This window comes from Pseudoxanthomonas sp. X-1, from assembly GCF_020042665.1.
Lineage (GTDB): Bacteria > Pseudomonadota > Gammaproteobacteria > Xanthomonadales > Xanthomonadaceae > Pseudoxanthomonas_A > Pseudoxanthomonas_A spadix_A.
This window is the reverse complement of sequence record NZ_CP083376.1, coordinates 1,786,828-1,812,745: the sequence shown is the minus strand read 5'-3', so window position 1 is coordinate 1,812,745 and position 25,918 is coordinate 1,786,828. Positions and strand designations below refer to the sequence as shown.

19 protein-coding genes are annotated in these 25,918 nt (G+C 69.0%); 10 read left to right on the top strand and 9 right to left on the bottom strand.

Translation table 11 applies throughout. The features are described 5' to 3' along the window. Positions 1-61 precede the first annotated feature (61 nt). Positions 62-3,199 carry a TonB-dependent receptor gene (locus tag LAJ50_RS08095; protein WP_138654788.1) on the top strand — a complete coding sequence of 1,046 codons (3,138 nt, stop codon included), beginning with the start codon at positions 62-64 and terminating at the stop codon, positions 3,197-3,199. A 27-nt stretch (positions 3,200-3,226) separates the two neighbouring features. Here the strand turns inward: LAJ50_RS08095 and LAJ50_RS08090 are convergent, their stop codons facing one another. After that, on the bottom strand, positions 3,227-3,427 hold the full coding sequence (locus LAJ50_RS08090) for a hypothetical protein (RefSeq protein ID WP_138654790.1): 201 nt from the start codon (positions 3,425-3,427) through the stop codon (positions 3,227-3,229). 184 nt (positions 3,428-3,611) lie between these two features. Here LAJ50_RS08090 and LAJ50_RS08085 point away from each other — a divergent pair, with 184 nt between their 5' ends. Together LAJ50_RS08085 and LAJ50_RS08080 are read left to right on the top strand one after the other, a co-directional pair. Beyond that, a complete protein-coding gene (locus LAJ50_RS08085) occupies positions 3,612-4,388 on the top strand; it encodes a murein L,D-transpeptidase catalytic domain family protein (protein ID WP_171044665.1) in 777 nt (258 codons plus the stop codon). A 37-nt stretch (positions 4,389-4,425) separates the two neighbouring features. After that, the gene (locus LAJ50_RS08080; RefSeq protein WP_138654792.1) at positions 4,426-5,469 is read left to right on the top strand and encodes a L,D-transpeptidase; all 1,044 of its coding nucleotides are present in this window, start codon (positions 4,426-4,428) and stop codon (positions 5,467-5,469) included. Between the two features lie 46 nt (positions 5,470-5,515). Here LAJ50_RS08080 and LAJ50_RS08075 read toward each other — a convergent pair whose 3' ends face one another. Both LAJ50_RS08075 and LAJ50_RS08070 read right to left on the bottom strand, forming a co-directional pair. Continuing rightward, entirely contained in the window at positions 5,516-6,211 is a 696-nt protein-coding gene (locus LAJ50_RS08075; protein ID WP_138654794.1) for a hypothetical protein, read from the bottom strand. A gap of 119 nt (positions 6,212-6,330) precedes the next feature. After that, a complete protein-coding gene (locus tag LAJ50_RS08070; RefSeq protein ID WP_138654796.1) occupies positions 6,331-7,926 on the bottom strand; it encodes an NAD(P)/FAD-dependent oxidoreductase in 1,596 nt (531 codons plus the stop codon). Positions 7,927-8,048: 122 nt separating this feature from the next. Between LAJ50_RS08070 and LAJ50_RS08065 the strand changes: the two genes are divergently transcribed. From LAJ50_RS08065 to LAJ50_RS08055, 3 genes are all read left to right on the top strand, one after another. Next, positions 8,049-9,677 carry a CHASE2 domain-containing protein gene (locus LAJ50_RS08065; protein WP_224096518.1) on the top strand — a complete coding sequence of 543 codons (1,629 nt, stop codon included), beginning with the start codon at positions 8,049-8,051 and terminating at the stop codon, positions 9,675-9,677. 120 nt (positions 9,678-9,797) lie between these two features. Then, positions 9,798-11,924 (top strand): M13-type metalloendopeptidase, encoded by a 2,127-nt coding sequence (locus LAJ50_RS08060; protein WP_130551904.1) that lies wholly within the window; start codon positions 9,798-9,800, stop codon positions 11,922-11,924. Between the two features lie 103 nt (positions 11,925-12,027). After that, positions 12,028-14,127, top strand: coding sequence for a M13 family metallopeptidase (locus LAJ50_RS08055; protein WP_138652795.1), 2,100 nt, complete (start codon positions 12,028-12,030; stop codon positions 14,125-14,127). Between the two features lie 171 nt (positions 14,128-14,298). Here LAJ50_RS08055 and LAJ50_RS08050 read toward each other — a convergent pair whose 3' ends face one another. After that, positions 14,299-14,901 (bottom strand): dihydrofolate reductase family protein, encoded by a 603-nt coding sequence (locus tag LAJ50_RS08050; RefSeq protein WP_224096517.1) that lies wholly within the window; start codon positions 14,899-14,901, stop codon positions 14,299-14,301. A 261-nt stretch (positions 14,902-15,162) separates the two neighbouring features. Here LAJ50_RS08050 and LAJ50_RS08045 point away from each other — a divergent pair, with 261 nt between their 5' ends. Further along, positions 15,163-15,330 (top strand): hypothetical protein, encoded by a 168-nt coding sequence (locus LAJ50_RS08045; RefSeq protein ID WP_171044582.1) that lies wholly within the window; start codon positions 15,163-15,165, stop codon positions 15,328-15,330. A gap of 237 nt (positions 15,331-15,567) precedes the next feature. Beyond that, positions 15,568-17,595 (top strand): M13 family metallopeptidase, encoded by a 2,028-nt coding sequence (locus tag LAJ50_RS08040; RefSeq protein WP_138652791.1) that lies wholly within the window; start codon positions 15,568-15,570, stop codon positions 17,593-17,595. A gap of 181 nt (positions 17,596-17,776) precedes the next feature. On the opposite strand, the gene LAJ50_RS08035 is transcribed toward LAJ50_RS08040, so the two are convergent. The 4 genes from LAJ50_RS08035 to LAJ50_RS08020 form a co-directional block, all read right to left on the bottom strand. Then, entirely contained in the window at positions 17,777-18,442 is a 666-nt protein-coding gene (locus LAJ50_RS08035; RefSeq protein WP_138652789.1) for a rhomboid family intramembrane serine protease, read from the bottom strand. Between the two features lie 247 nt (positions 18,443-18,689). Next, positions 18,690-19,037 carry an MGMT family protein gene (locus LAJ50_RS08030; RefSeq protein ID WP_138652787.1) on the bottom strand — a complete coding sequence of 116 codons (348 nt, stop codon included), beginning with the start codon at positions 19,035-19,037 and terminating at the stop codon, positions 18,690-18,692. Positions 19,038-19,745: 708 nt separating this feature from the next. Further along, positions 19,746-20,870 carry an inorganic phosphate transporter gene (locus tag LAJ50_RS08025; protein ID WP_138652785.1) on the bottom strand — a complete coding sequence of 375 codons (1,125 nt, stop codon included), beginning with the start codon at positions 20,868-20,870 and terminating at the stop codon, positions 19,746-19,748. A gap of 105 nt (positions 20,871-20,975) precedes the next feature. Beyond that, complete coding sequence (locus LAJ50_RS08020) at positions 20,976-21,602, bottom strand: DUF47 family protein (protein WP_130551896.1); 627 nt, start codon at positions 21,600-21,602, stop codon at positions 20,976-20,978. Positions 21,603-21,877: 275 nt separating this feature from the next. Here LAJ50_RS08020 and LAJ50_RS08015 point away from each other — a divergent pair, with 275 nt between their 5' ends. Both LAJ50_RS08015 and LAJ50_RS08010 read left to right on the top strand, forming a co-directional pair. Then, positions 21,878-23,194, top strand: a complete 1,317-nt coding sequence (locus tag LAJ50_RS08015; RefSeq protein ID WP_130551895.1) for a hemolysin family protein — start codon at positions 21,878-21,880, stop codon at positions 23,192-23,194. Next, positions 23,175-23,807 (top strand): exopolysaccharide biosynthesis protein, encoded by a 633-nt coding sequence (locus tag LAJ50_RS08010; protein ID WP_224096516.1) that lies wholly within the window; start codon positions 23,175-23,177, stop codon positions 23,805-23,807. The genes LAJ50_RS08015 and LAJ50_RS08010 overlap by 20 nt, the downstream gene beginning before the upstream one ends. 27 nt (positions 23,808-23,834) lie before the next feature. Here LAJ50_RS08010 and LAJ50_RS08005 read toward each other — a convergent pair whose 3' ends face one another. Further along, complete coding sequence (locus tag LAJ50_RS08005) at positions 23,835-25,907, bottom strand: GGDEF domain-containing phosphodiesterase (RefSeq protein WP_138652803.1); 2,073 nt, start codon at positions 25,905-25,907, stop codon at positions 23,835-23,837. Positions 25,908-25,918: the final 11 nt, after the last annotated feature.

The following is a 25,918-nucleotide window of genomic DNA, read 5'->3' as shown; positions in this document are numbered from 1 at the left end:
TGGCCGTGCATGGGGGAACACTTGCCGGCCATTCCTTCAGACGATCATCAGAGAGAGCCAGATGAGCAACATTAGGGGAATTCGCCCGCTGTCGCGGACGATCAAGCGCAGCGCGTTGAGCATTGCACTGAGCATGTGCGTCGCCGGCGGTGTCCAGGCGCAGAGCACGAGCGGCAGCATCTATGGCAAGGCCGACAGCGGTCAGACCATCACCATCGTCAGCGACACCGGTCTGACCCGGACCGTCACTGCCGAGGCAAACGGCAGCTTCTCCATCGCCTCCCTTCCGGCGGGCGCCTATAAGGTCACCTCGGGCGGCCAGACCCGCGACGTGCTTGTCAAGGTCAACTCCGGTGCACAGGTGGATTTCACCGCAGCGCAGAACCTGGACAAGGTGACCGTGGTCGGGCGCGCCCCGATCAACGAGATCGACGTCTCCCAGACCGACACACGCACCGTGTTCACCGCGCAGGAGCTGCAGCGCATCTCGGTGGGCCGTGACATCAACAGCGTGGCACTGCTGGCCCCGGGCGTCATCAATTCGACTTCCTACAACAGCACGTCCTCCAACGTGGGCAGCTTCGGCGGCGCCGCAGCGTCGGAGAACGCGTATTACATCAACGGATTTCCGGTCACAAATCCGCTGACGGCGATCGGTTCGACGCAGCTTCCGTTCGACGCCATCGCGCAGCAGCAGGTACTGACCGGCGGCTATGGTGCGGAATATGGTCGCAGCACCGGCGGCGTGATCAGCATCATCACCAAGCGCGGCACCAACGAATGGCACGGCGGCGTCTATGCCGTCTACACGCCGCAGTCCCTGCGCGCCAAGGCCAAGGACATCTACTATCCCAACACGGGCTACTGGAGCGCGGACAACCACTACCCGGCGTACAACACCACGCCGCAGAACTGGACCGACGGCAAGCTCTATAAGCTCAACAGCAAGAACACGTCGAACAACTTCACCTACGGCATTTGGGCAGGCGGCCCGCTGATCAAGGATCGGCTGTTCATCTATGCCGACGCCGAGCGCACCGAGATCGACAGCGCGTCTTCGCGCATCACCGGCAACCTGCAAGGCAAGACGGCGTCGGGGGCCTCCGCCATCTCCGCGTCGAATCGCGCGCAGGGCTGGGGAGAGTACGAGTACACCTATCCGCGCTGGGTGACCAAGATCGACTGGAACATCACGGACAACCACATCCTCGAGCTGACCGGCGTCCAGGACAACAGCAAGACCGACGCCAGCTACTACGGGTATGACTACGACAAGCTGCAGCACGATGACGTGCTGTACGCCACAAGCAAGCCGGAGACCAAGACCCGCCTGTATGTCGGCAAGTACACCGGCTATCTCACCGATGCCCTCAGCGTGTCGGCGATGTATGGCGAGCAGCACATCGACATCTATCCCAATCCGATGGCTGGCTACGATCCGAGTGTGATCTACGCCGATCTGTCGTCCTCGGTCGTGCCCGCGCAGTACGGCTCGATTTCCAACCCGCAGAAGTATGGCCCGACCTACGACTATGTCGGTGCGGACGATACCAAGGCCTATCGTTTCGACCTGAACTACACGCTGGGCGACCACGAACTGCGTGCGGGCTACGATTACTTCGAAGCCGTCTCGTTCCGTGGCGACAACGTGGTGGGCCCGAGCGGCTATTACTGGACCTACAGCCGGTCCAACAACCCGACCGCCGCCATCGATGCCAGCCACTACGTGGGCTCGCCGGCCTCCGGCGGCGGTTTCGGCACCACCGGCTACTACGTCGGCAAGAGCTACTATGCTCATGGCGGCGAGACGACGGTCAAGCAGAAGGCCTACTACCTGGAAGACCGCTGGCACGTCACCGAGAACCTGCTGCTGTCGCTGGGCCTGCGCAACGATGGTTTCACCAACTACAACGGTGATGGCGAGGCTTACCTGAAGCAGGAAAACAACTGGGCTCCGCGCATTGGCTTCAGCTGGGATGTCAACGGAGACTCCACGTTCAAGATCTACGGCAACGCTGGCCGCTACCACCTGGCCGTGCCGAACAATGTCTCCGTGCGCGGCTCCAACCCCTCGCTGAGCTCGACCCAGTACTACACCTACACCGGGATCGCGGCCGATGGCACGCCGACGGGTCTGCAGGCTATTCCGTACACCCGCGCCAACAGCCCGTACAACTGCCCGGATGGCAGCTTTTCTTCCAACGTCGAATGCGGCGAGAAGAAGGACCCGCGCACCATCGCGGCAGTGGGCCTGAAGGCGCACTACCAGGACGAGTACATCCTCGGCTTTGACCGCCAGGAAGATGAGACTTTCTCTTGGGGCCTGAAGGGCACCTACCGCGAGCTGAAGAGCGCCATCGACGACATCTGTCCCGATGCCTGCTACATCTTCAACGCCGGCGACAATTCGGCCACGTTCTACGTGGACGACGGCACGGGCAATCTGGTCAAGCAGAAGACCGATTTCGTGGAGGTGTTCGGCACGCCGTTCCCGAAGCTCAAGCGCAAGTACGGCGCGCTGGATTCCTACGTCCAGTGGCAGGGTGACAACTATTTCGCCCGTCTGACCTACACCCTGTCGCACAACTGGGGCAACGCGGAAGGACAGCTGAACTCGTCCACTGACACCGGCAGCGGTGGCCAGGCGGACGTCTCGGTCACGCAGGACTGGGACCTGCCGGAACTGATGGTCGGCAAGAACGGCAGCCTGCCGAACAACCGCACCCACCAGTTGAAGGTGATCGGCTCGTACAGCTTCAACGACGAGTGGAGCGCGGGTGGCTCGATCGTGATCCAGAGCGGCCGTCCGAAGAGCTGCACCAGCTACTGGCCCTACGCGAAGACCGGCTTGTACAACAACGCCTATTACGCTTACTGCGGCGTGCCAGGTGCCACGTCGGCCTCGAACAATCCCGCTAACGCAGCGCCGATGAGCGACAGCTACTACTTCTCGCCGCGTGGTGCGGCTGGCGAGACGCCGTGGACGTCCAGCTTCAACGTCAACGTGGCTTACACGCCGCGCTGGCTGGAAGGCCTGACCCTGCAGGCTGATGTGCTCAATCTGTTCAACACGCAGGATGCCTCTGCGTACTACGAGCGATCCGCTAGCAGCCGCACGACGGTAAATCCGCAGTACGGGCGCGTGCTGTACTACACCACCCCCCGCGCGGTGCGCTTCACCGCCCGCTACGATTTCTAATCGTTAGCAGGCAGCGTCAACGTAGCACTACGTAACGGACCGGCCCCGCAAGGGGCCGGTTTTTTTCTTGGGTTCTTTACTGATGATGGACGGAACCTCGCGCGTGGACTTCGCCGGCTTCTTGGCGCGCATCTTCCGCCGAGCATGGACCACATCGTCGTCCACCTGACGGCGTGCATACATGCAGGTCAGCGCCCCTATGGCTTCGGCCAGCGCATCAATGGTCACGTGCTGAGTTACAGGGGCCAAGGCGACCTCGCAACGTGATTACCCGCTCCCCCTCCAGCACATGATTGTGAGCTGCTGAGCAACCGCCCCCCCGACCTCGCCATGCAAGGCGCGTCGCGCGGCTGTGCCCGGGTCCCGCGCCCCCAGTCAGGAAGCCGCCGTCCCGCCCCGCTAGAATGCCCGCATGAAGCCTGTCCTGATCCCCGCGCTGGTGGCCCTGGCCACCGCGCTGCCCGGTGCCGCGCATTCGCCCACCATCGCCTCGCCCCGCGCGTCCGCGCCCTCGCTGCCGGCGCTCGCGCCGCCTGCCGCGGCGGACACCACAACCTCGCTGGCCGCGCTGGCGCCGGACGCCGATCCGCAGGTGCTGGCGCTGGGCCTGTCGGCGATGCAGTGCGCCCAGGCCCACGGCACCGGGGTGAATGCGCAGCGGCTGGCGGTGATCGACTACAGCCGTTCCTCGCTGACGCCGCGGCTGTGGGTGTTCGATCTGGCCAGGCACAAGCTGCTGTACAAGGAGCTGGTGGCACACGGCCAGGGCTCGGGCGGCGATGTGCCGACCACCTTCTCCAACGCCGACGGCACGCACGCCTCCAGCCTGGGACTGTTCGTCACGCGCGACACCTACCAGGGCAAGAACGGTTATTCCCTGCGCATGCAGGGCCTGGACGCGGGCTTCAACGATGCGGCCATGAGCCGCGCGATCGTCATGCACGGCGCGCCCTACGTCAGCGCCGAGGCCGGCAGGAAGATGGGCCGCCTGGGCCGCAGCTGGGGCTGCCCGGCGGTGCGCGCGGCGATGGCCAAGCCGATCATCGATGTGATGAAGGACGGCCAGTTCGTGTTCTCGTACTACCCGCAGCAGGCGTGGCTGACCCGCTCGTCGCTGGCCCAGTGCGCGATGGCGCGCCTGCAGCGCGCGCCCAAGGCCGATCACGGCACCGCGATCGCCGCGCGCTAGGCTGGTCGCCACTTCGGACGGCCACCGGGAGGCCACGATGCGGCGCTATGCCAAGGTGTTGGGCCTGATCGCGCTGGTGCCGCTGCTGGCGCTGGCGGCGGCGCCGTTCTGGGGCGACAAACAGTCGCGTCCGATCGATACGGCCGCGGCCGACCTCAAGCCGGGACAATGGGTCTGGGCCGGCGACGACAAGGGCGCCGGGCCGATGGCGGTGATCGTCAGCCTGACCGAGCAGCGCGCCTACGTGTACCGCAACGGCATCCTGATGGCGTGGAGCACGGTGAGCACCGGCAAGGCCGGCTACGAGACGCCGACCGGTGTGTTCACCATCCTGCAGAAGGACAAGGACCACCGCTCCAACAAGTACAACAGCGCCCCCATGCCCTACCAGCAGCGGCTGACCTGGGACGGGGTGGCACTGCACGCCGGTGGCCTGCCCGGCTATCCCGAATCGCACGGCTGCGTGCACCTGCCGACCGGCTTCGCGCAGAAGCTGTTCGACGCCTCGACCATGGGCATGGTCGTGGTGGTGGCCGAGGCGGGACATTCGGCCGCCGACCTGGTCCACCCCGGCGCGCTCAGCCCGATCGACCCGTCCACCGGCAAGGACGTGGACATGCCCCTGCTGGAAGACGGCCAGCCCTGGCGCTGGGATCCGTCGCGGGCGAGCAAGGGCCCGCTGTCGGTGGTGCTCAGCCGCACCGACCGGATCCTGTTCGTCTATCGCGACGGGGTGGAGATCGGCCGCACCCGCATCAAGCTGGGCGGCCCGGACCTGCGCACCGGCACGCACGCCTACGTGGTCAAGGCCGGCTACGTGCCGCCGGTCGCCGGCCAGGTGACGGCCGCGACGCCGATGCCAGAATGGATCGGCATCGGCGTGCCCGGCAGCGAGGACGACGCCGGCGCGCCGCTGCCCGAAGACCTGGCCCGACAGGTGGTGATCCCCGAGGCCTTCAAGGCGCAGGTGCTGCCGCTGGTGCAGCCAGGCACCGTGCTGGTGGCCACCGATGCCAGCGTTTTGCCGCGCACCACCGGCGTGCATCTGCAGGTGATCGACGCCGATCCGCCGGAACGCTGATGCGGGCGGCGGGCCTCGAATCGAGACGCGAGGCCGCCGTCACGCGCTAGCGGGAGGCGGGCTTGAGCCGCGCCTCGCATAGCCCCTTGGGCGTCCAGTCCTGGACCACGGTCGTGGCCGGCTGGGTGGCATCGTGCAGGATCAGCACCAGGCCGCGACGCACCTGGTCGCCGGTGGCCATCAATGCCATCGGCGGGCCGCCGGGGATGATCCGGCCGGTGTCGCCGGGACGGTCCAGGACGATGCCCTGTGGCGTTTCCAGGCAGGTCTCGCCGCTGAGTGTGAACCAGGCCTCCGGCCCGGAATGCACATGGGTGCGCGAGACCATGCCCGGCGTGAACACGGCCTCCATGTACTGCGCCGCGTAAGCGTGCCGCGGATCGACGGGCAGCGGCCCGATGCTGGCGCGATGCGTCGCGCCTGGGGGCGTGGCCCAGTCCTGGCCGGCGATGGTCATCAGCCAGACCTCGCCCAGCGATTCGAGCACCAGACCATTGGCCGAGCGCGCCGCCTCGGCGCTGGCCCGGTCGGGGAAGCGATCGATCTGCCAGTAAGCCGGTTGCGGCAGCGGCGCGACGCCCTGTTCGCCGATGATCCAGCACCCGACCTCGCCGGTGCGCTCGGCCACCGGCCGGCAGCCCTGCGGCGGCATCGGGTGCGCCCCGTGTGGCGCGGCGCCCGCGGCCGTCGCGGCCAAGGCCAGCCAGGCCGCCAGCGCGGCGCCGATTCCTGTCACTCGCATTGCTTCGCCTCCTCTCCTCACCCAGGTTGCCAACGACAACGCGGCCGGCGGCCGGACCAGGACAACGCGAGCGCTCGCTGCCGCTGTCGCCAATCGGTCGGCGGAACGCCTACCTCGCCTCAGCGCAGGTCGCCGAGGACCACCTGCGCCGCGTTGTGGCCCGGCGCGCCGGTGACGCCGCCGCCGGGATGGGTGCCGGCACCGCACAGGTAAAGGCCGGGGATCGCGCCGCGATAGTCGGCCTGCCCGAGCGCGGGGCGCGCGGCGAACAGCTGGTTGAGCGTCAGCGCGCCATGGAAGATGTCGCCACCGATCAGGCCGAAGTCGCGCTCCAGATCCAGCGGACTCTTGATCTGCCGGCCCAGGACCGAGGCGCCGAAGCCCGGCGCGTAGCGCTCGACCGTGGCGATCATCAGGTCGGCCACTTCCTCGCGATGGTCGTCCCAGCTGCGGCCGTCCGGCAGCTGCGGGGCGACGTGCTGGCAGAACAGGCTGGCCACATGTCGGCCGGGCGGCGCCAGCGTATCGTCCAGGGTCGAGGGGATCAGGAGTTCGACAATGGGCGCGCGCGCCCAGCCGTGCGCGCGCGCGTCGATGTAGGCGCGCTCCATGTAGTCCAGCGACGGCGCCAGGATGATGCCGGCGGTGAGATGGTCGCCCTCGCCGGGCAGGGCGCTGAAGGACGGCAGTCCGGCGAGGGCGACATTCATGCGGAAGGTGCCCGAGCCGCAGCGCCAGTGCTCCATGCGCTGCGCGGTGGCGGCGGGCACGTGCCCGGGACGCAGCAGGCGCTGGTAGAGCAGCTTCGGATTGACGTTGGCGACCACGCAGCGCGCGCGCAGTTCCTCGCCGGTGTGCAGCCGCACGCCGACCGCCCGGCCATCTTCGACCAGCACTTCCTCGACGCCGGCGTCGGTGCGGATCGTGGCGCCGGCCGCGCGCGCGGCGGCGGCCATGGCCTGGGTGATGGCGCCCATGCCGCCGATGGCGTGGCCCCAGGCGCCCTTGACCCCTTCGACCTCGCCGAACACGTGATGCAGCAGCACATAGGCCGTGCCCGGTGTGTACGGGCTGGCGTAATGGCCGACCACCCCGTCGAAGCCGAACAGCGCCTTGATCGGCGCGCTCTCGAACCAGCGGTCCAGATACTCCGCGGCCGAGAGCGTGAACAGGTCCAGCAGTTCCTGGCGCAGTGTCATGTCCAGCGCCATCAGCCGGCGCCCCAGCCTGGCGCCGCGCAGCAGTTCGGGCAGCGCCTGCCACCAGCCCGCGTCGGAGACGTTGGGCGGCGGCTGCAGGGCCAGCGCGCGCAGCACATCGGCGATGGCCTCCAGCCGCGCCTCGTAGGCCGGCAGGGCCTGCGCATCGCGCGCGGAGAACTTGGCCACCTGCGCCTGCGTCTGGCCGGCGCCGGTGAGCAGGTACTGGCCATCGGGCAGCGGCAGGAAGTTGCCATGGCGGCGCTGGACGATGCGCAGCCCGTGACCGCACAGGTCGAGATCGTCGATCACCCGCGGCTGCAGCAGCGAGACGGTGTAGGACGCCACCGAGTTGCGGAAGCCCGGATGGAACTCCTCGGTCACCGCCGCGCCGCCGACCACGCCGCGGCGCTCCAGCACCGTGACCCGCAGACCGGCGCGGGCCAGGTAGGCCGCGCAGGTCAGGCCGTTGTGGCCGCCGCCGACCAGCAGCACGTCGCAGGGCGGCCGGCTCATCCGGTGCGATTTCGTGACGGCTTGTACAGTTTGCGGCTGGGCTGCATACACTCGTGCCGATCGTGGGACACACCGCCCAGGACCCCGGACATGCCGATCCCCAACGGAAGATCCAGCGTAGCTTGAACACGCGCTCCGCCCCAAGCCGTGGCACGCGACGGTGGCTGGCCGGTCGCGCCGGGATCGGCGCGCGCCTGCTGACGGCGCTGGGCGCCGCTGCGCTGGTGGTCCTGCTGGCCGTCTCGCAGATCACCGCACCGCTGGATGCCGCCCTGTTCGACACCCTGGCCGCCCAGCGCGCGCGCCCGGCCGATGCCCGGGTCGTGGTGGTCGCCATCGATGCGGACAGCGAGCGCCAGTTCGGCCCCTGGCCGTGGCCGCGGCGCGAGCTGGCCGCGCTGCTGGACCGGCTCTCGGCCGCCGGCACGCGCGCAGTCGGGCTGCAGTTGCTGCTGGCCCAGCCCAGCCTGTTCGATCCGCATGGCGACGCCCTGCTGGCCCAGGCGATCGCCCGCAACGGCGCGGTCGTCCTGCCGGTGGTGCCCGACCTGCCGGCGGCGCCGCAGCCGGCCACCGCCCTGCTGCCGGACCCCGGACTGGCCCGGGCCGCCGCCGCGCTGGGCCATGTGGACGTGATGGGGGACCGCGACGGCGTGGCCCGGCGCCTGCCGCTGCGCGCCGGCCTGGGCAATGCAGGGTGGCCCGCCATGGCGGAGGTGCTCGCCGATCTCGCCAGGGACGGCGCACCACCGCCGACCGCCTCCGCGCCGCTGCCTGCCTCGCCACCGTCGCAGGCGCGCTGGGTGCGCGATCGGATCGTGCTGCTGCCCTACCCGGCGCGGGAGACTCGGATCGCCCGCGTCGCGGCGGCCGGCGTGCTGGACGGGCGCGTGGGTGCCGACGCGCTGGCCGGACGCGTGGCGCTGGTCGGCCGGCCCGACGCCCCGTTCGAGCGCCTGCGCGCGCCCGGTGGTCGCACCCTTCCCGCGCTGGAGATCCAGGCCAACGCGCTGGCGCGGCTGCTGGAAGGCAGCGCCGTCTGGCCGATGCCGCTGGCTGCGCAGACGCTGCTGTCGATCATGCTGGTCACCCTGCCCTTGCTGCTGCTGGGCCTGCCGGGGCTGCGCCGGCTGTGGACGCCGATGCTGGTGGCTATCGGGCTGACGGTGCTGCTGTGCTGGGCCCTGCTGCTGGCCGGGGCCTGGTTCCCGCCGATGCCGGCGCTGCTGGTGCTGGCCCTGGGCCTGGCCGCCGGCGGTGCGCGCGCCTGGCGCCGCGCGCGCCGGCGCAGCCTCACCGATGCGCAGACCGGCCTGGCCAACCGCGCCGGCTTCGACCTGCGCCTGGAGCGCGATGTACGCCAGGCGCGCCGCCGGCGCCAGCCGTTGTCGCTGCTGCTGGTCGAGATCCGCCCGGGGTCGCCCGCGGCACAGCACAGCGGCGAACTGGCGGCCGCCGTGGCCAGCGCCCTGCGCCTGCGCGCGCAGGGACCGCGGGATCTGGCCGCGCGCCTGGACGCGGGGCGCTTCGCCGCGCTGCTGGGCGGCGCGCCGGCGCACGTGGCCGCGCTGGTCGCCACCGCGCTGCAGGCCGACCTGGAAGGCCGCCCGGGCCGCCCCGGCCCGGCCACCGCCGGCCAGGCCCTGCGCATGGGCCTGGCCAGCCTGCAGGCCGAGGACCTGCAGGGCGCCGACCTGCTGCTGCGCGCCACCCGCGACCTGGTGGCCGTGCGCGAGCCGTTCCCCCGCTGAAGCCGCGGCGCGGGCCATGACCTTCGACACCCCGCGCCTTCCCGACCGGCGAGCTACAGTCGCCCCCTTGCCCGCCCCCCGTGGGGCCGCAGGCATCGCCAGTCCCGAACGGAAGCCTCAGTGAACCTGTCCCAGAAGACCCCGCTCCTGCTGTCCCTGTCCATCGCCGCCGCCCTGGCCGGCTGCAACAAGGCGCCGTCCGCCGCGCCTGCCACCGAGGCCGCCGCGCCCGCCGTCGCAGCGACGCCGGCCGCTCCGCCAGCGTTGGCCGTGGATGTCTCCAGGCTGCCGGCGTTCAACGCCTTCCAGCCCACCGACCTCGGCCCGGCCGATGCGGCGTGCAAGGACCTCAACGCCTACGCCAACGCCAAGTGGCTGGCCGCCAACCCGGTGCCGGCCGATCGCACCAGCTGGGGCAGCTTCGAGGTGCTGAGCGAGCGCTCGGAGGCCGTGCAGCAGCAGCTGGCCGAACAGGCCGCCGCGGGCACCGACGCGACGGGCGTGACCAAGATCGTCGGCGACTTCTGGGCCACCGGCATGGACCGGGCCAAGATCGACGCCCAGGGCCTGGACCCGCTCAAGGACACGCTGGCCGCCATCGACGGGCTGAGCGACACCGCCCGGATCACCGACTACCTGCGCAGCGAAGCGGCGGCCGGGCGCAACCCGCTGTTCGGCTTCGGCGCCAGCCCGGACTTCAAGGACTCCAGCGTCAACATCGCCTACGCCTTCCAGGGCGGTCTGGGCCTGCCCGATCCGGAGTACTACACCAAGGCCGACAACAAGGCCAAGCTGCAGGCCTACCAGGCGCACATCGCCCGCACGCTGGAACTGGCCGGCGTCCCGGCGCAGGCCGCGGCCACGCAGGCCGGCGAGGTCATCGCCTTCGAGACGCGCCTGGCCAAGGTGTCCAAGACCAGCACCGAGCTCTCGCGCGACGCCAAGCTGTCCTACAACCCAGTCACGCTGGAGCAGGCCGACAAGCTCACCCCCAACTGGTCCTGGACCGCGTTCTTCAAATCCCAGGGCGTGGCCGCGCCGACGCAGTTCTCGCTGGCCATCCCGGCCTTCCACAAGGAGGTCTCGGCGATGCTGGGCGATACCGCCCCGGCGACCTGGCAGGCCTACCTGCGCTTCCACGCCATCGACGAGGCGAGCCCGTATCTGAGCCAGCCCTTCGTCGATGAGCACTTCGCCTTCTGGAACAAGACCCTGCGCGGCCAGCAGCAGATCCGCCCGCTGCCCAAGCGGGTGCTGTCCACGCTCAACCGCCAGGCCGGCGAAACCCTGGGCCAGCTATACGTCAAGGCCGCCTTCCCGGCCGAGGCCAAGGCGCAGATGGAAACGCTGGTGGGCAACCTGCGCACCGCGCTGAAGGCGCGCATCGAGAAGCTGGACTGGATGAGCGAGGCGACCAAGGCCAAGGCCATCGAGAAGTGGAACACCTTCACCCCCAAGATCGGCTATCCGGACAAGTGGCGCGACTGGTCCGGCCTGCACACCAGCCGCGACAGCTACATCGGCAACGTGCTGGCCGCGCAGACGTTCAACTACCGCTACGAGCTGTCCAAGATCGGCAAGCCGGTGGACCGCACCGAGTGGGGCATGACGCCGCAGACGATCAACGCCTACTACAACCCGCAGCAGAACGAGATCGTGTTCCCGGCCGCGATCCTGCAGCCGCCGTTCTTCGATCCCAAGGCCGACGCGGCGCTCAACTACGGCGGCATCGGCGCGGTGATCGGCCACGAGATGACCCACGGCTACGACGACCAGGGCAGCCGCTTCGGGCCGTCGGGCAACTTCATCGACGATCCGGGCTGGTGGACGCAGCAGGACTTCCAGGCCTTCAAGGCGCGCGCCGCCGCGCTGATCGCCCAGTTCGACGGCTACACCACGCCGCAGGGCAAGGTCAGCGGCCAGCTGACCCTGGGCGAGAACATCGCCGACCTGGGCGGCCTGAACACCGCCTTCGATGCGATGCAGGCGGCCAATGCCGGCAAGGAGGATCCCAAGATCGATGGCCTGACCCAGGACCAGCGCTTCTTCCTCAACTGGGCCACCGTGTGGCGTCGCAACTTCAAGCCCGAGGAGCTGGCCGTGCGCCTGAAGACCGACCCGCATGCCCCGGCGCAGTTCCGCGCCATCGGCGCGCCGTCGAACATGCCGGCCTACGCCGCCGCCTTCGCCTGCAAGCCCGGCGATGCGATGGTCCGCGACGACGCGCACCGCGTGGTGATCTGGTAAGCCCGTCCCTCACCGGCGCGGCGCCGCGGCGCCTCGCTCCTTCGCCCTCTTCGTGCCCAAACGGCACCTTCCAACGCCCCTTGCGGGCCATGAGTCCAACGACGTGAACGCACCGAAACTGATCGCCCTGTCCCTGGCCGTCGCCACGGCCCTGTCCGCCTGCAAGCAGGACAAGCCCGCCGAGCCGGCCGCCTCCACGCCGCCGCCGGCCACCGCCGCCGCCGCGGCGCCGGCCGCCCCGTCCTTCGATGTGTCCGAACTGGACAAGAACATCGACGCCTGCAACGACTTCAACGGCTTCGTCAACGCCAAGTGGGTCAAGGCCAACCCGATCCCCGACGACCGCACCAGCTGGGGCGCGTTCAACGCGCTGGCCGAGACCAGCCTCAACACCCAGCACGAGCTGGTCGAGGCCGCGGCCAAGAACACCAGCGCCGCCAGCGACAGCGTCGAGCACAAGGTCGGCGCGCTGTACGCGGCAGGCATGGACGAGGCCACCATCGACAAGCTGGGCTATACCCCGATCCAGCCGACGCTGGACGCCATCGCCGGGCTGAAGAACAACCAGGACGTGGCCAAGTACATCGTCGACCGTTACGCCCAAGGCGATGGCCAGGTGTTCGAGTTCGGCGCCGGCGCCGACTTCCAGCACGCCGACATGCAGATCGCCTACGCCAACGAGGGCGGCCTGGGCCTGCCGACCAAGGACTACTACACCGATCCCAAGTACGCCGACATCCGCGAGGCCTACCAGGCCTACATCGCCAAGTCCTTCGAGCTGACCGGCACGCCGGCCGATGCGGCCAAGGCGCAGGCCCAGCAGGTGTTCGACCTGGAGAAGTCGCTGGCTGCCGCCACGCTCTCGCCGGTGGAGGGGCGCGATCCGAAGAATCAGTACCACTTCGTCACGGTGGCCGAGGCCGACAAGGTCACCCCGCACTTCTCTTGGGAGACCTTCTTCAACGCCCAGGGCGTGAGCATCGACAAGGGCTTCTCGCTGTCCCAGCCCAAGTTCTTCGCCCAGTTCGACAAGCTGCTGGTCAGCGCGCCGACCGCGCAGTGGCAGGCCTACCTGCGCTTCCACGCCATCGACGGCGCCGCCAACGCGCTGAGCAAGCCCTTCGCCGACGCCAGCTTCGACTTCTGGGGCAAGACCCTGTCCGGCCAGCCGCAGCAGAAGCCGCGCTGGAAGCGCGTGCTGGGCTCGGTCAATCACGCCATGGGCGAGGGCCTGGGCCAGCTGTACGTGGCGAAGGTCTTCACGCCGGAGGCCAAGGCCCGCGCCACCGAGCTGGTGGACAACGTGCGCAACGCCCTCAAGGCACGCATCGAGAACCTGGACTGGATGAGCGCCGAGACCAAGGCCAAGGCGATCGCCAAGTGGGACACCTTCCTGCCCAAGATCGGCTACCCGGACACCTGGCGCGACTGGGCCGGGCTGCAGATCAAGGGCGGTGACTACTACGGCGACCTGCAGGCCGCGCAGAAGTTCAACTACCAGTACGACATCGCCAAGATCGGCAAGCCGACCGACCGCAAGGAATGGGGCATGACCCCGCAGACGGTCAACGCGTACTACAACCCGACCGATAACACGATCAACTTCCCGGCCGCGATCCTGCAGCCGCCGTTCTTCGACGCCAAGGCCGACGACGCGCTCAACTACGGCGGCATCGGCGCGGTGATCGGCCACGAGGCCAGCCACGGCTTCGACGACGAGGGCAGCCAGTTCGATGGCGCCGGCAACAACGTCAACTGGTGGACCAAGGAAGACCGCAGCAAGTTCGAGGAGCGCACCAAGAAGCTGGTGGACCAGTTCAACGCCTACACCCCGATCGAGGGCAAGCCGGACCTGCACGTCAACGGCCAGCTGACCCTGGGCGAGAACATCGCCGACCTGGGCGGCGTGAACGTGGCCTACGACGCGCTGCAGGCCGCGCTGAAGCAGCACCCGGAAGAGGCCGGCAAGCAGATCGACGGCTACACCCCGGACCAGCGCTTCTTCCTCAACTGGGCCCGCGTGTGGCGCGGCGCGGTGCGCGAGAAGCAGGCGATCGTCTACCTCAACGCCGATCCGCACGCGCCGATGTCCCTGCGTGCCATCGCCGCCCCGTCCAACATGCCGGCCTTCGCCAGCGCCTTCCAGTGCAAGGCCGGCGATGCGATGGTCCGCCCGGACGACAAGCGCGTGGTGATCTGGTAAGCGCACGCCCGCGAGCCTGAAGCACCCAGAAGGCCCGGCTCCGTCCGGGCCTTCTGCTTTACTACCGTATGAGCTGCGGGATCTGAGACCACGCGCCAACCGGGGCGAAGCCGGGCGCTGACGTTGCCCTGCCCACTGCCGGAGTCGAGCAGTCGTTGGCCCGCACGACGCCTACACGGCCCGATAGGTCTGCGCGACGACCCCGCTCGGAAACGCGGTCGTGTCGACCAGGGCAAGATGGCGCTTCCCGGTCAGCTCCGAAAAGATCGGAAGGCCCTGACCCAGGGCGAGTGGATAGACCAGCAGCGCGTACTCGTCGACCAGATTCCGAGCGATCAGGCTGCGCACGAAGGCAGCGCCGCCGTGGGCGACGATCGGCGGGCCATCATCGGCTTTGAGCCTAGCGACCTCGTCGGCGAGGTCACCGCCGGCGACATAAGCCTCGGCCCAGCTTTCGCCGCCGGGCTGTAGCGCGGCGACTTGCGCTTCCGTGGCGCTGGTCTGCGGTGCATTGGCGGCAGGGGCCGCCTGCAGGATGGCCGGCCCCTGCCGCGTGAACACCGCCTTGGGAATGCGGTTCATCGGCGCGGCGAACGGCGAGATCGCCGTGGGCCAGAAGCCGGCCATGGCCCGGAACGTGCGGCTGCCCATGATGTGCAGGCCCGCGTTCGACACGGCGTCCACCTTCCAGGCCATGGCGGCCTGATCGCCGGTGAACATCCAGCCGTTGGAGCCCTCGATGTCGCTGACGAAACCGTCGAGCGACATCGCCATGACCACCTTCAATGCTCTCATCGCGCTCTCCTGGGATCGGCGGCCCGGCAGGGGCCGTTCACCAGTACAACGAAGGGGCGCACGCGAATTCGACACAGAGCCGGGAAGAAAACGCCTCCAGGGGAAGCGACAACCAGAGATCGCCGGCTCGCGGACATGCACCTGGTCACTCCTCAGCCTCGCCTGTGCTCCCTGGCTGAATGCGCCGTCCCCGGCCTCTAGTGGTGATCTGCCGAGCGCCCGCGCTTTCCCGATCCATGCGTGGTGCAGAAGGCCCGGCTCGCTCGGGCCTTCTGCTTTCCGGGCGCCATCGCGACAGGAGACATCAACCACACAAGGATGCCCATGCCGCGCGATGACCTGGCCGGCGGCGCGCTTGGCGGGATCTTCCGACTCCTTGGACGGATGCTGGTCGAACCGGTGTTTTGAGCTCCTGATCAAGGGCGTCGGCGACGGCGTGCTGCGCGTCCTGCGTCCCCGTCACGAACCGTCCGAAACCGCGACCACCGTGGCCGGCCTGTTGACCTGGATCATGGCCATCCTCGCGGCCGCCGGACGATGGCAGGCGCTAGCTAGCTGAACCGCTGAACGCGCGTGCATTCCGTGCACCGGCGATCATCGGCGCATTGCTAGAATCCGCGCCTTCGACCACCTAGAAGTCCAAAGATGACGCCTCTGCGCCACGCCCGTACGCCCTCCCTGCTCGCCCTGGCCCTGCTCGTCGCACTCGGCAGCGGCGATGCCTTCGCCCAGAAGAAGTCGAAGAAGGCCCCGGCCAAGAAGGCCCCGCCGGTCGCCGCCGAGTGCACCGATTTCTACGCCGCGGCCAATGCCGACTGGCTCAAGGCCAACCCGCTGCCGGCCGGCGTGGGCGCCATCTCCGCGCTGGGGAACATGCGTGACTACAGCCTGCAGCAGCAGAAGGCCCTGCTGGACGGCGCCATGCAGTCCCCGCAGGGCAACGTGCAGAAGCTGCTGGGCGACTTCTGGGCCAGCGGCCTGGACGAGGCGGCCATCGAGGCCGACGGCGCCAAGCCGATCGCGCCGCTGCTGGACCGCATCAACGGCATCAAGAAGAACAAGGACCTGCCGGCCGCGATCGCCGCGCTGCACCAGGTCGGCATCCCGGTGGCGTTCAACTTCAGCCCGGACGTGGACCTGAAGGCGCTGGACCGCCACATCGGCTACTTCATGCAGGGCGGCCTGGGCCTGCCCGACCCGGCCTACTACACCCGCGGCGACGCGCCCACGCGCGAACTGCTGGGCCGCTACCGCGCCTACGTCAAGCAGATCCTGGCCCTGACCGGCACGCCGGCCGACCAGCTCGACGCGCAGTCCGCCCAGGTCATCGACCTGGAGACCCGCCTGGCCACCGCCTCGCGTCCGCTGGAGCAGCTGGCCAACCCGTTCAACAACTACGCGCCGGTCCCGGTCGCCGACCTGAAGAAGCAGTACAAGGCATTGCAGCTGGCCGACTTCCTCCAGGCCCAGGGCGTGAAGGATGACACCGTCTCGCTGGCCGACCCCAACCTGTTCGCGCAGCTGGACACGCTGATCAAGAGCCTGCCGCCGGAGCAGTGGAAGGCTTACCTGCGCTGGCGCGTGGGCGATGCGATGGCGCCATACCTGGCCAAGTCCTGGCGCGATGCGTCCTACAACTTCCGCGGCCGCGTGCTGGAAGGCAAGACCCAGCCCGACGAGCGCTGGGTGTCGGTCCTGGAGGCGATCAACACCGCCGCCGGCCCGATGCTGGGCCGCGAGTACACCGCGCGCTACCTGCCGCAGACCACCCGCCAGCAGGCCGAGGCCATCGCCAAGGGCGTGCGCGACGCGCTGGACCGCGCGCTGGACCGCAACGCCTGGATGAGCCCGCAGGCCAAGACCGAGGCCAAGGCCAAGCTGGCCAAGCTGGACATCGAGATCGGCGCGCCCAAGCGCGACCTGGACTACACCGTGCAGCCGATGGGCCGCGGCAGCTTCGGCGGCAACATGCTCATCGCCAGCACCTGGCGCCACCGCGAGGAAATGAAGCGCATCGGCCGCGGCAACGCCGAACGCCGCTGGAACGTGCTGCCGCAGCAGCCGGCGCTGGCCTACGACCTGGCCCAGAACCGCCTGATCGTCACCGCCGCGGTGCTGCAGCCGCCGGTGTTCGACGCCACGCGCGATGTGTCGGCGCTGTACGGCGCGTTCGGCTCACTGGTCGGGCACGAGCTGACCCGCGGCTTCGACGCCAAGGGCCGCATGATCGACGCCAATGGCCAGCTGCGCGACTGGTGGACCCCGGCCGACGTGACCGCCTGGAATGCGCTGGGCGCGCGGGTGACCAGCCAGTACAACGGCTATGCCTACCCCGGCCTGACCGCCACCAAGGTCAACGGCACGCTGACCCGCGACGAGGACCTGGCCGACCTGTCCGGCGTGGAGCTGGCATGGGAGGCCTTCAACGCCGCCCAGCCGGCCGCCAACCCGGGCGCCCAGCAGACCTTCTTCCGCAGCTGGTCGCAGCTGTGGGCACAGCAGGTCGCCCCGCAGGAGGCCACGCTGCGCCAGGCCAGCGATACCCATGCGCCGGGCCCCGTGCGCAGCGATGCGCCGCTGCAGAACCAGCCGGCCTTCGGCGCGACCTTCCAGTGCAAGGCGGGCAACCCGATGGTACGCCCCGACGCCGAGCAGATCGGCATCTGGCGCTGACCGGGGCGCACGGTCGGCAATAGAAAACGCGGCCTTCGGGCCGCGTTTTTTGTTCTTTCCCCGATAGAGGGATGGCGGCGCATCGGCGCTTCTTTGCTTCGGAAGGACAGCGGTCCTGTCGCCTAGCGCCCGGTCACCAGATTGGCTCGCGCCCGCACTCTCTTTAGGCCTGTGCCCGGCGTTATCTCACGACGCGGAAGCGCGAATTGCCGCCGCGCCCGCCGCCGCGCTTGAACGGCGGCTGCCCGCGCCAATAGCGGATCAGCAGCCAGCCGAAGAGCATGCCGCCCAGGTGGACGAAATGCGCCACGCCCGGCTGGCGTCCGGTGTAGGCGAAGAACAGTTCCATCGCACCGTAGATGATCACCAGCGTGCGCGCCTTGATCTCCATCGGGATGGGAAACACGATCATGCGCTGGTTGGGGAACAGCATCCCGTAGCCCAGCAGCAGCGCGAACACCGCACCCGACGCGCCCAGCACCGGCACCGGGGCCTGGCCCTGCGCCAGCAGCAGCGTGCCGACGATCACCTGCAGCACGTTGGCGCCGACCAGGCTGACCAGGTAGTAGGTGTAGAAGCGCTTCTGTCCCCAGACCATCTCCAGCGCCGAGCCGAACATCCACAGCGCCAGCATGTTGAAGAACAGATGCATCAGCCCGGCGTGCATGAAGCCGGCGGTGACCAGCTGCCAGGGCATGAAGCCGGCGCCGTCGTAGAACTGACCCGCCCCGATCGGCCACAGCAGCAGCCGCGCGATGAGGCCCTCGGGCATCACCATCTGCAGCAGGAACATCGCCACGTTGGCAATCAGGAGCGCCTGGGTCGCAGGCTGCAGTCGCGGGAACATCGATGGCCTCGAAGCGAGTGGAAAGCGGGACGCATGATACGTGCGGCCGGCTGAGCGTCCGCGCAAGCCTGGAGGCGCCCGAGCCTGGCCAGGCGGTCAGGTCGCCGCCAGCGCGCGCATGCAGCATCGCCGTCCGCAGCGACAGCCCAGGCGCGCCGCATGTCCTTTCACGCGGTGGCCATGCCGGATGCCACGAGGTCAGCCGGGACGGCCGGTGGCCGGGACAATGGCCGCGGCACGGGGGCTCTCAGCCGATGCCCCAGATCTGCTCGTCCACGCTGGCCGCGGCTTTCTGCCCGACCACCCTGCCCTTGACCACACGCACGCCCTCGGCCCGCAGCCGCTGGCTCTGCTCGCGCCAGCCGCGGCTGCCCTCCTCGAAGGCGATGGTGCCGTCCGAACGCAGGATGCGATGCCAGGGCAGGTCCGGCGCGCCATGCTTGCGCAGCACCTGTGCGACCAGCCGCGCCCGCCCCGGCAACCCGGCCCGGCGCGCGATCTCGCCATAGCCCGCCACCTGCCCCGCCGGGACGGCGCGGATGGCCTTGAGGATGGCGGTGGCGCGGGCTTCGGGGGTGGAGAGGTCGGGGGGCATGGGCTGGAGTTTAGCCCTGTCCCCTCGGTTGGTTTGATCTCGGAAGTCGCGTTATCGAAGCAAAGGCTTTCGTGCCGCTTCGCGGCCCGACCTACTTTCTTTGCCCGTGCAAAGGTAGGCAAAGAAGCGTTCTTCCACAGACGCATGTCTGGTCAACACGCCCCGAGGCGGCACGCCTGCGTTGCGCGCAGGTCCGCTCCGGGGCGAGGGATTTTCCAAGGGGACATCCTGTCCTCTCGGAAAACGCCGCACATCCCTGTGCGGCGCCCTGCGGGTCTTGTCCTCGCCCATCCGCCGTGCCTCGCAGGGATCTGAAAGTCCAAAGCAGAAGCAACCGCAACAGCCGAAGCCGTAGTGCTTTGGCTTTTGCTTTGGCTTTTGCTTTGGTTCTTGCTTCTGCTGTTGCTCTCCCTCCCCCCTTGAAGTCGGGCGGAGGAGGACGGGTCAAACCCGAAGGGCGACGCGCAGGACGCGCGTCGTTTTTGGAAGGGACATGGATGTCCCTTCCAAAAATTCCCGGCGGCCGGAGCGGACTTTTCGCGCAGCGAAAAGCCGACCGCCGGGGTGTGCTTTCTTTGGCCTACCTTTCCTTGCACAAGCAAAGAAAGGTAGGTCGGGCCGCGAAGCGGCACGAAAGCCTTTGCCGTCGCTCAAACAAAAACGGGAAGCCCCAAGGCTTCCCGTTCCAGTCACAAGCGGCCAGCAGGCTTACGCCCAACCCACCTGCTGCAACCCCCACAACAGCCCATAGGCGATCGCCCCGGCGGCCGGGATGGTCAGGATCCAGGCCCACACGATGCGCTCGATCACCCCGATCTTCAGCGCCTTGGGATTCTTGGCGAAGCCCACGCCCATGATCGCGGTGGAGATGCTGTGCGTGGTCGAGACCGGCATGCCGAAATGCGCCGCCACGGTGAGGATCGTGGCCGAACTGGTCTCGGCCGCGAAGCCGTGGATCGGGTGCAGCTTGACCATCTTGTGGCCGAGCGTCTTGATGATCTTCCAACCGCCCGACGCGGTGCCTGCGGCCATCACCACCGCACAGGTCAGCACGATCCACAGCGCCACATCGGCGCTGTCGGCGCCCGCCTGCGGATGCAGGAAGGCCAGCCACGGTGGCAGATCGTCCAGCGCGCCGGTCTGCTGGGCGCCCATCAGCGTCAGGGCGATGATGCCCATGGTCTTCTGCGCGTCGTTGTGGCCATGGGCGTAGCCCATGTACGCGGCCGAGGCGATCTGCGCCTTGCCGAAGAACGCATTGACCCAGCGCGGGCGCGCCAGGCGACGCAGCGGGCCGCCGGCGCGCGCCATGCCGGCGATGATCGCCCACAGCAGCAGCATCACCAGCACGCCCAGCACGAAGCCGGCGATCGGCGAAGTCACCATCGGCACGAACACCTTCCAGAGCAGACCCTTGTTCTTGACCCAGGTGCCGGCGCTCTCCGACCAGATCAGCGCGTCCCAGTTGTTGTGCGCGGCGGCCAGCGCCGCACCGCACAGGCCGCCGATCAGCGCGTGCGAGGACGAGGACGGCAGGCCCTTCCACCAGGTGATCAGGTTCCAGACGATGCCACCCAGCAGCGCGCACAGGATCACCTGCGAGGACGCGGCGACCACGTTGGTGTCGATCAGGCCGGTGGCGATGGTGGCGGCCACCGCGGTGCCGGTCAGCGCGCCGATCAGGTTGGTCACCGCGGCCAGGGCCACGGCCCAGCCCGGCGCCAGCACCTTGGTGGAGACCACCGTGGCGATGGAGTTGGCCGTGTCGTGGAAGCCGTTGATGAACTCGAAGATCAGCGCGGCCAGGATCACCACCAGCACCAGGGTCAGCATGGCGCGCGCTCCCCTGCCGATGCACGCGAATGGCGGCACGGGCCGGACCCAAGGCCGGCGTGCGGGGTCCCGGAGCCGGGCTTCATGGCGTTGGCGCGCATGGGCTCAGGAGTTCTTCAGCACGATCTGGTAGACCACCGCGCCGGCTTCCTGGCAGCGGTCGATGGCCTTCTCCAGGATCTCGAAGAACTCCTTGAGCAGGAACATCTGCAGGTAATCCAGCCGGCCCGAGTAGATGTCCCGGTACAGCTCCAGCATCAGGCGGTCGGCCTCGTTCTCCAGCGCGCGCAGCTTCTCGTACAGCGCCGTGGTGCGATCAAGGTTCATCTTGGGCAGCACGTCGACCATCTCCTTCACCACCCCGGCGGCCTGCTCGAGCATGGCCGCGCGCGGGGCGAAGTCGATCTGTTCCAGGTGCTTGACCGCCAGCGAATAGCGGTCGGCGAACTTCTCCACCTGCTTGGGGATCTTGTGCAGCGCCGAACCCAGCGCCTCGATGTCCTCGCGCTCGATCGGGGTGATGAAGCTGTCCACCAGCGCCTGGCCGATCTTGTCCGAGGCCGCGCGCTCGCGCTGGCGGGCCAGCTTGAAGGCGTTGAGCGCCGGCTGGCGGTCGCTGCTCTTCATCATCGCGTGCAGCGCCTGGGTGCTCTCGTGGGCGGCGTCGGCCGCCTCGTCGAGCAGGGTGTAGAACTGCTGGCCGGAGCCGAAGATCGTCTGCAGGGAAAACATGCGTCGCTCGCACCCACCGTCGCGGGAGGGACGGCCATCGGGGCGCGATTATGACAATTTCGTTTCGGCTGGGCAGCAACAAGCTTGTCATTTCCCCGCAAGTCGTTGATCCGACTGCCCTGGCGGCGCGCTTGGCGCTCACGCCGGGTTTGCTAGACTGCGCCGGCGCCCTGAACAGGGGCGCATCCTATGGACGACGACCCCAAGCCCCCCGCCGCCCGCGCGGCCACCCGCCGGACACGTTCCGCCCTGTCACCTGACGTGGAGGGCAAGCCGTGCTCGAGCTGCTGACCGTCCTGTTCCTGATCGCGCTCAACGCCTTCTTCGCCCTGTCGGAGATGGCGCTGATGACCTCGCGCAAGCTGCGCCTGAAGCAGATGGCGCTGGAAAGCCGCGGCGCGCGCGCGGCGCTGGCCCTGGCCGATCATCCCGACAACCTGCTGTCCACCGTGCAGATCGGCATCAACCTGATCGGCATCCTGGGCGGCGTGTTCGGCGGCGATGCCATCGGCGCGATCGTCGCCGGCTGGCTGGATGGCTGGTTCCCCGGCCTGGCGCAGTACAGCGCGCGCATCGGCGTGGCCACCGCGGTCACCCTGATCACCGCGGGTTACGTGATCTTCGGCGAGCTGATCCCCAAGCGCCTGGCCTTGACCAACCCGGAGAAGATCGCCGCGGTGGTGGCCCTGCCGCTGACCGTGCTGCTGCGCATCTCAAAGCCCATCGTGGCGCTGCTGGGCGCGATCAACCGCGCCGTGCTGCGCCTGCTGGGCATCAAGGACGACGCCCGGCATGCGGTCACCGAGGAGGAGATCCGCATGCTGGTGACCGAGAGCCATGAGCAGGGCGTGATCGACGACGACGAGCGCAACATGGTCAACCGCGTGCTGCGCCTGGGCGACCGCACCGCCGACAGCCTGATGACGCCGCGCAAGCGCATCGTCTGGCTGGACATCGCCGCGCCCTACGAGCAGAACCTGCAGACCATGCGCGAATCGCAGTACTCGCGTTTCCCGGTCTATCGCGACAACGACCAGGACGTGGTCGGCGTGCTCGAGGTCAAGTCGCTGCTGGACCGCATCGCCGATCACTCGCCGGAGCTGTTCACCGACCTGCGCAAGGCGCTGTTCGTGTCCGAATCCACCCATGCCATGAAGCTGCTGGAGATCCTGCGCGAGGAACAGCAGTCCCTGGCGCTGGTGGTGGACGAGTACGGCGAGATCCAGGGCATGGTGACCCTGAGCGACCTGATGAACGCGGTGGTCGGCCGCCACCACCAGATGGCCGAGAACCCCGATCCCAAGGCGCTGGTCACCACCCGCGACGACGGCTCGCTGCTGATCGACGGCTCGCTGTCCACCGACGACCTGCGCGAACTGCTCGGCGGCGTGGCCCTGCCCGACGAGCAGGAAGAGGACTACTACACCGCCGCCGGCATGGTCATCGAACACTTCGGCCGCATCCCGCACGTGGGCGAGCATTTCGAATGGGCCGGCTGGCGCATCGAGGTGGTGGACCTGGATGGCGCGCGCGTGGACAAGCTGCTGCTGCAGAAGCTGGACGACGCCGACGATGACGACATCGTCGGCTGAGCCACGCGGCGCCGCCACCACGCGCAGTCTGCTGGACGACATGGCGCAGGGCGATCCGGCCGAGCGCCTGCGCCTGGTGGACCTGCTGGCCGACCTGCGGCAGAGCGCCTTCGGGATGCTGCTGTTCATCGGCGTCCTGCCCTCCTTCATCCCCATCCCGGGCGTGGCCGGCGGCCTGAGCGGGCCCCTGGTGATGCTGGTCGGCGCGCAGCTGCTGCTGTGCCTGCGCAAGCCGTGGCTGCCGCGCTTCATCGCCATCCGCGGCCCGATGCGGCAGTCGGTGGTGCGCTTCCGCGATGCGCTGGCCAAACCGCTGCGCTGGCTGGAGAAGGTGGTGCGCCCGCGCTGGCCGGGCATGCTCGACAGCCGCCTGGCCAGCGCCTTCACCGGCCTGCTGCTGTTGCTGCTGGGCGTGCTGCTGGCGCTGCCGATCCCGTTCACCAACTACCTGTTCGGCCTGCTCCTGCTGCTGTACGTCTTCGCCCTGCTCGAACGCGACGGCATGCTGCTGCTGGCGGCCTGGGTGCTGGGCGCGGCGGCGATCGCGGTGTTCGGCGTGGCCTCGGGCAATCTGGCGCAGATGGTGATCCACCAGGTGCATCGGCTGTTCTAGGCCGTCGGCGCGCGGCGGCGCCGGCCTTCAGGCCAGCAGCTGGACGAACTCGCTCTCGTTGAGCGGATAGCCCAGCCAGTAGCCCTGCGCCAGGTCGCAGCCGCGCTCGCGCAGCAGGTCGAACTGGCCCTGCTTCTCCACGCCCTCGGCCACCACCGCGATGCCCAGCGAATGGGCCATGGCGATGATCGCGCTGGTCAGCGCCAGATCGTCGTGGTTGCGCTGCAGGTCGGCGATGAAGCTGCGGTCGATCTTGACGCCGTCCACCGGCACGCGGCGCAGATGGCTCAGGCCCGAGAAGCCGGTGCCGAAATCGTCCAGCCACACCTTGACCCCGGCGCGATGCAGCTTGGCCAGCATCTTGCTGGCGTGGGCCTCGTCGCCGATCACCGCGGTCTCGGTCAGCTCCAGGTGCAGGCGGCCCGCCGTCAGGCCGGTCTCGCGCAGGGCCTCGGCCACCAGTTCGGGCAGGTCGCCGCTGCGCAGCTGGCGCGGGGATACGTTGACCGACACGAACGGCGCCTCACCGCTGGCGATCGCCTTCCAGCGCGCGGCCGCCGCGCAGGCCGCGCGCAGCACGCGCGGACCGATCTGCTCGATCAGCCCACTCTGCTCGGCCACGTCGATGAAGACCATCGGCGAGACCGCGCCCAGTTCGGGATGGTGCCAGCGCAGCAGCGCCTCGGCGCCGACGATGCGGTTGTCGGCCAGCCGGTAGATCGGCTGGTAGACCAGCCGCAGCTCGTCGCGGTCCCAGGCGCCGCGCAGTTCGGACTCCATGCGCACGCGTCGCTCCACCGCCTGGTCCATCGCGCGGCTGTAGAAGCGGTAGCAGTTCTTGCCGGCCATCTTGGCCTGGTACATGGCCACATCGCCGTTCTTCATCAGCGCGGTGGCGCCGGCGGCATCCTCGGGGAACAGGGTGATGCCCACCGAGGTGCCCAGGAACACCTGCCGCCCCTGGACCAGCAGCGGTTCGCCCAGCGACTGCACCATCGCGTCGGCCAGCCGGGCGGCCACCGCGCGCACGTCGCCGTGCTGGATCAGGATCACGAACTCGTCGCCGCCGAAGCGCGCCACCATCGCCTCGTCGCCGCCCAGGCGTTCGACCACCTCGCGGATGCGCGTGGCGAAATGCACCAGCACCTCGTCGCCGGCCTCGTGGCCGAGCGAGTCGTTGACCCGCTTGAAATCATCGATGTCGGCGAACAGCAGCGCCAGCTGGCGGCCGCCGCCGCGCACCAGCAGCATGCGCTGGTCCAGGCTCTCGCGGAACGCCAGCCGGTTGGCCAGCCCGGTCAGCGCGTCGGTGTAGGCCATGCGCCGCACGTCGCGGTCGTGGCGGGAGATGCTGTCGCTCATCTCCGAGAACGCGCGCACCAGTTCGCCGACCTCGTCCTCCCGCGCGCTGACCGGGCGCGGCACGTCGTAGTCGCCCACGCCGATGGCGCGCGCCGACTGCGCCAGCGCGCGCACCGGTCGCACCACCGTGCGCTGCACGTACCAGGTCATGCACACGCCGACCAGCAGCAGCGCGCCCAGCAGCAGCACGATCCAGCCGGCATGGCGGCGCCCCAGCGCCTGCAACCGCTCGCGCAGCACTTCGGACGCGCGTTCCTCGCTGGCGCGCACCGAGTCGAGCGAATAACCCAGGCGCACGCCGCCCAGGCGCGCCCCGCCCACCTCGATGGCCTGGGAGATCTCCACCACCTGCTCGGTCCACTGGGTCAGCTGCTCGCGGCTGGCCAGCGCGCGCGCGGCCAGCGGGTCGCGCATCGGCTGGCCATAGGAGGCCATGTCCCACGAGCCGTCGTTGACCACGTTGCCGGCCTCGTCGAACACCAGCACATAGGCCACGTCGGGCTGGCGGCTCGCCTCGCGCACCAGCATGCCGATCGCGTCCAGGTCCGAGTAGTACATCGGGTTGGCCAGCGAATCGGCCAGCTGCGCGACCATCGCGCTGCCGCGTCGGGTCAGCCCCTCGGCGGCCATCGACTGCACCGCCTGGCGGCCGAGCGCGTCGACCTCCTGCTGCATGGCCCGCTGGCGCTGCAGCAGCACCGCCAGCAGCAGCACGATCATCAACAGCGTCACGCCCATCGCCAGCGACA

Coding starts and splice junctions, on each gene's coding strand:
- LAJ50_RS08095 (WP_138654788.1), top strand. CDS start 62: ATGAGCAACATTAGGGGAATTCGCCCGCTGTCGCGGACGATCAAGCGC.
- LAJ50_RS08085 (WP_171044665.1), top strand. CDS start 3,612: ATGAAGCCTGTCCTGATCCCCGCGCTGGTGGCCCTGGCCACCGCGCTG.
- LAJ50_RS08080 (WP_138654792.1), top strand. CDS start 4,426: ATGCGGCGCTATGCCAAGGTGTTGGGCCTGATCGCGCTGGTGCCGCTG.
- LAJ50_RS08075 (WP_138654794.1), bottom strand. CDS start 6,211: ATGCGAGTGACAGGAATCGGCGCCGCGCTGGCGGCCTGGCTGGCCTTG.
- LAJ50_RS08070 (WP_138654796.1), bottom strand. CDS start 7,926: ATGAGCCGGCCGCCCTGCGACGTGCTGCTGGTCGGCGGCGGCCACAAC.
- LAJ50_RS08050 (WP_224096517.1), bottom strand. CDS start 14,901: ATGGCGATGTCGCTCGACGGTTTCGTCAGCGACATCGAGGGCTCCAAC.
- LAJ50_RS08040 (WP_138652791.1), top strand. CDS start 15,568: ATGACGCCTCTGCGCCACGCCCGTACGCCCTCCCTGCTCGCCCTGGCC.
- LAJ50_RS08035 (WP_138652789.1), bottom strand. CDS start 18,442: ATGTTCCCGCGACTGCAGCCTGCGACCCAGGCGCTCCTGATTGCCAAC.
- LAJ50_RS08030 (WP_138652787.1), bottom strand. CDS start 19,037: ATGCCCCCCGACCTCTCCACCCCCGAAGCCCGCGCCACCGCCATCCTC.
- LAJ50_RS08025 (WP_138652785.1), bottom strand. CDS start 20,870: ATGCTGACCCTGGTGCTGGTGGTGATCCTGGCCGCGCTGATCTTCGAG.
- LAJ50_RS08020 (WP_130551896.1), bottom strand. CDS start 21,602: ATGTTTTCCCTGCAGACGATCTTCGGCTCCGGCCAGCAGTTCTACACC.
- LAJ50_RS08010 (WP_224096516.1), top strand. CDS start 23,175: ATGACGACATCGTCGGCTGAGCCACGCGGCGCCGCCACCACGCGCAGT.
- LAJ50_RS08005 (WP_138652803.1), bottom strand. CDS start 25,907: ATGGGCGTGACGCTGTTGATGATCGTGCTGCTGCTGGCGGTGCTGCTG.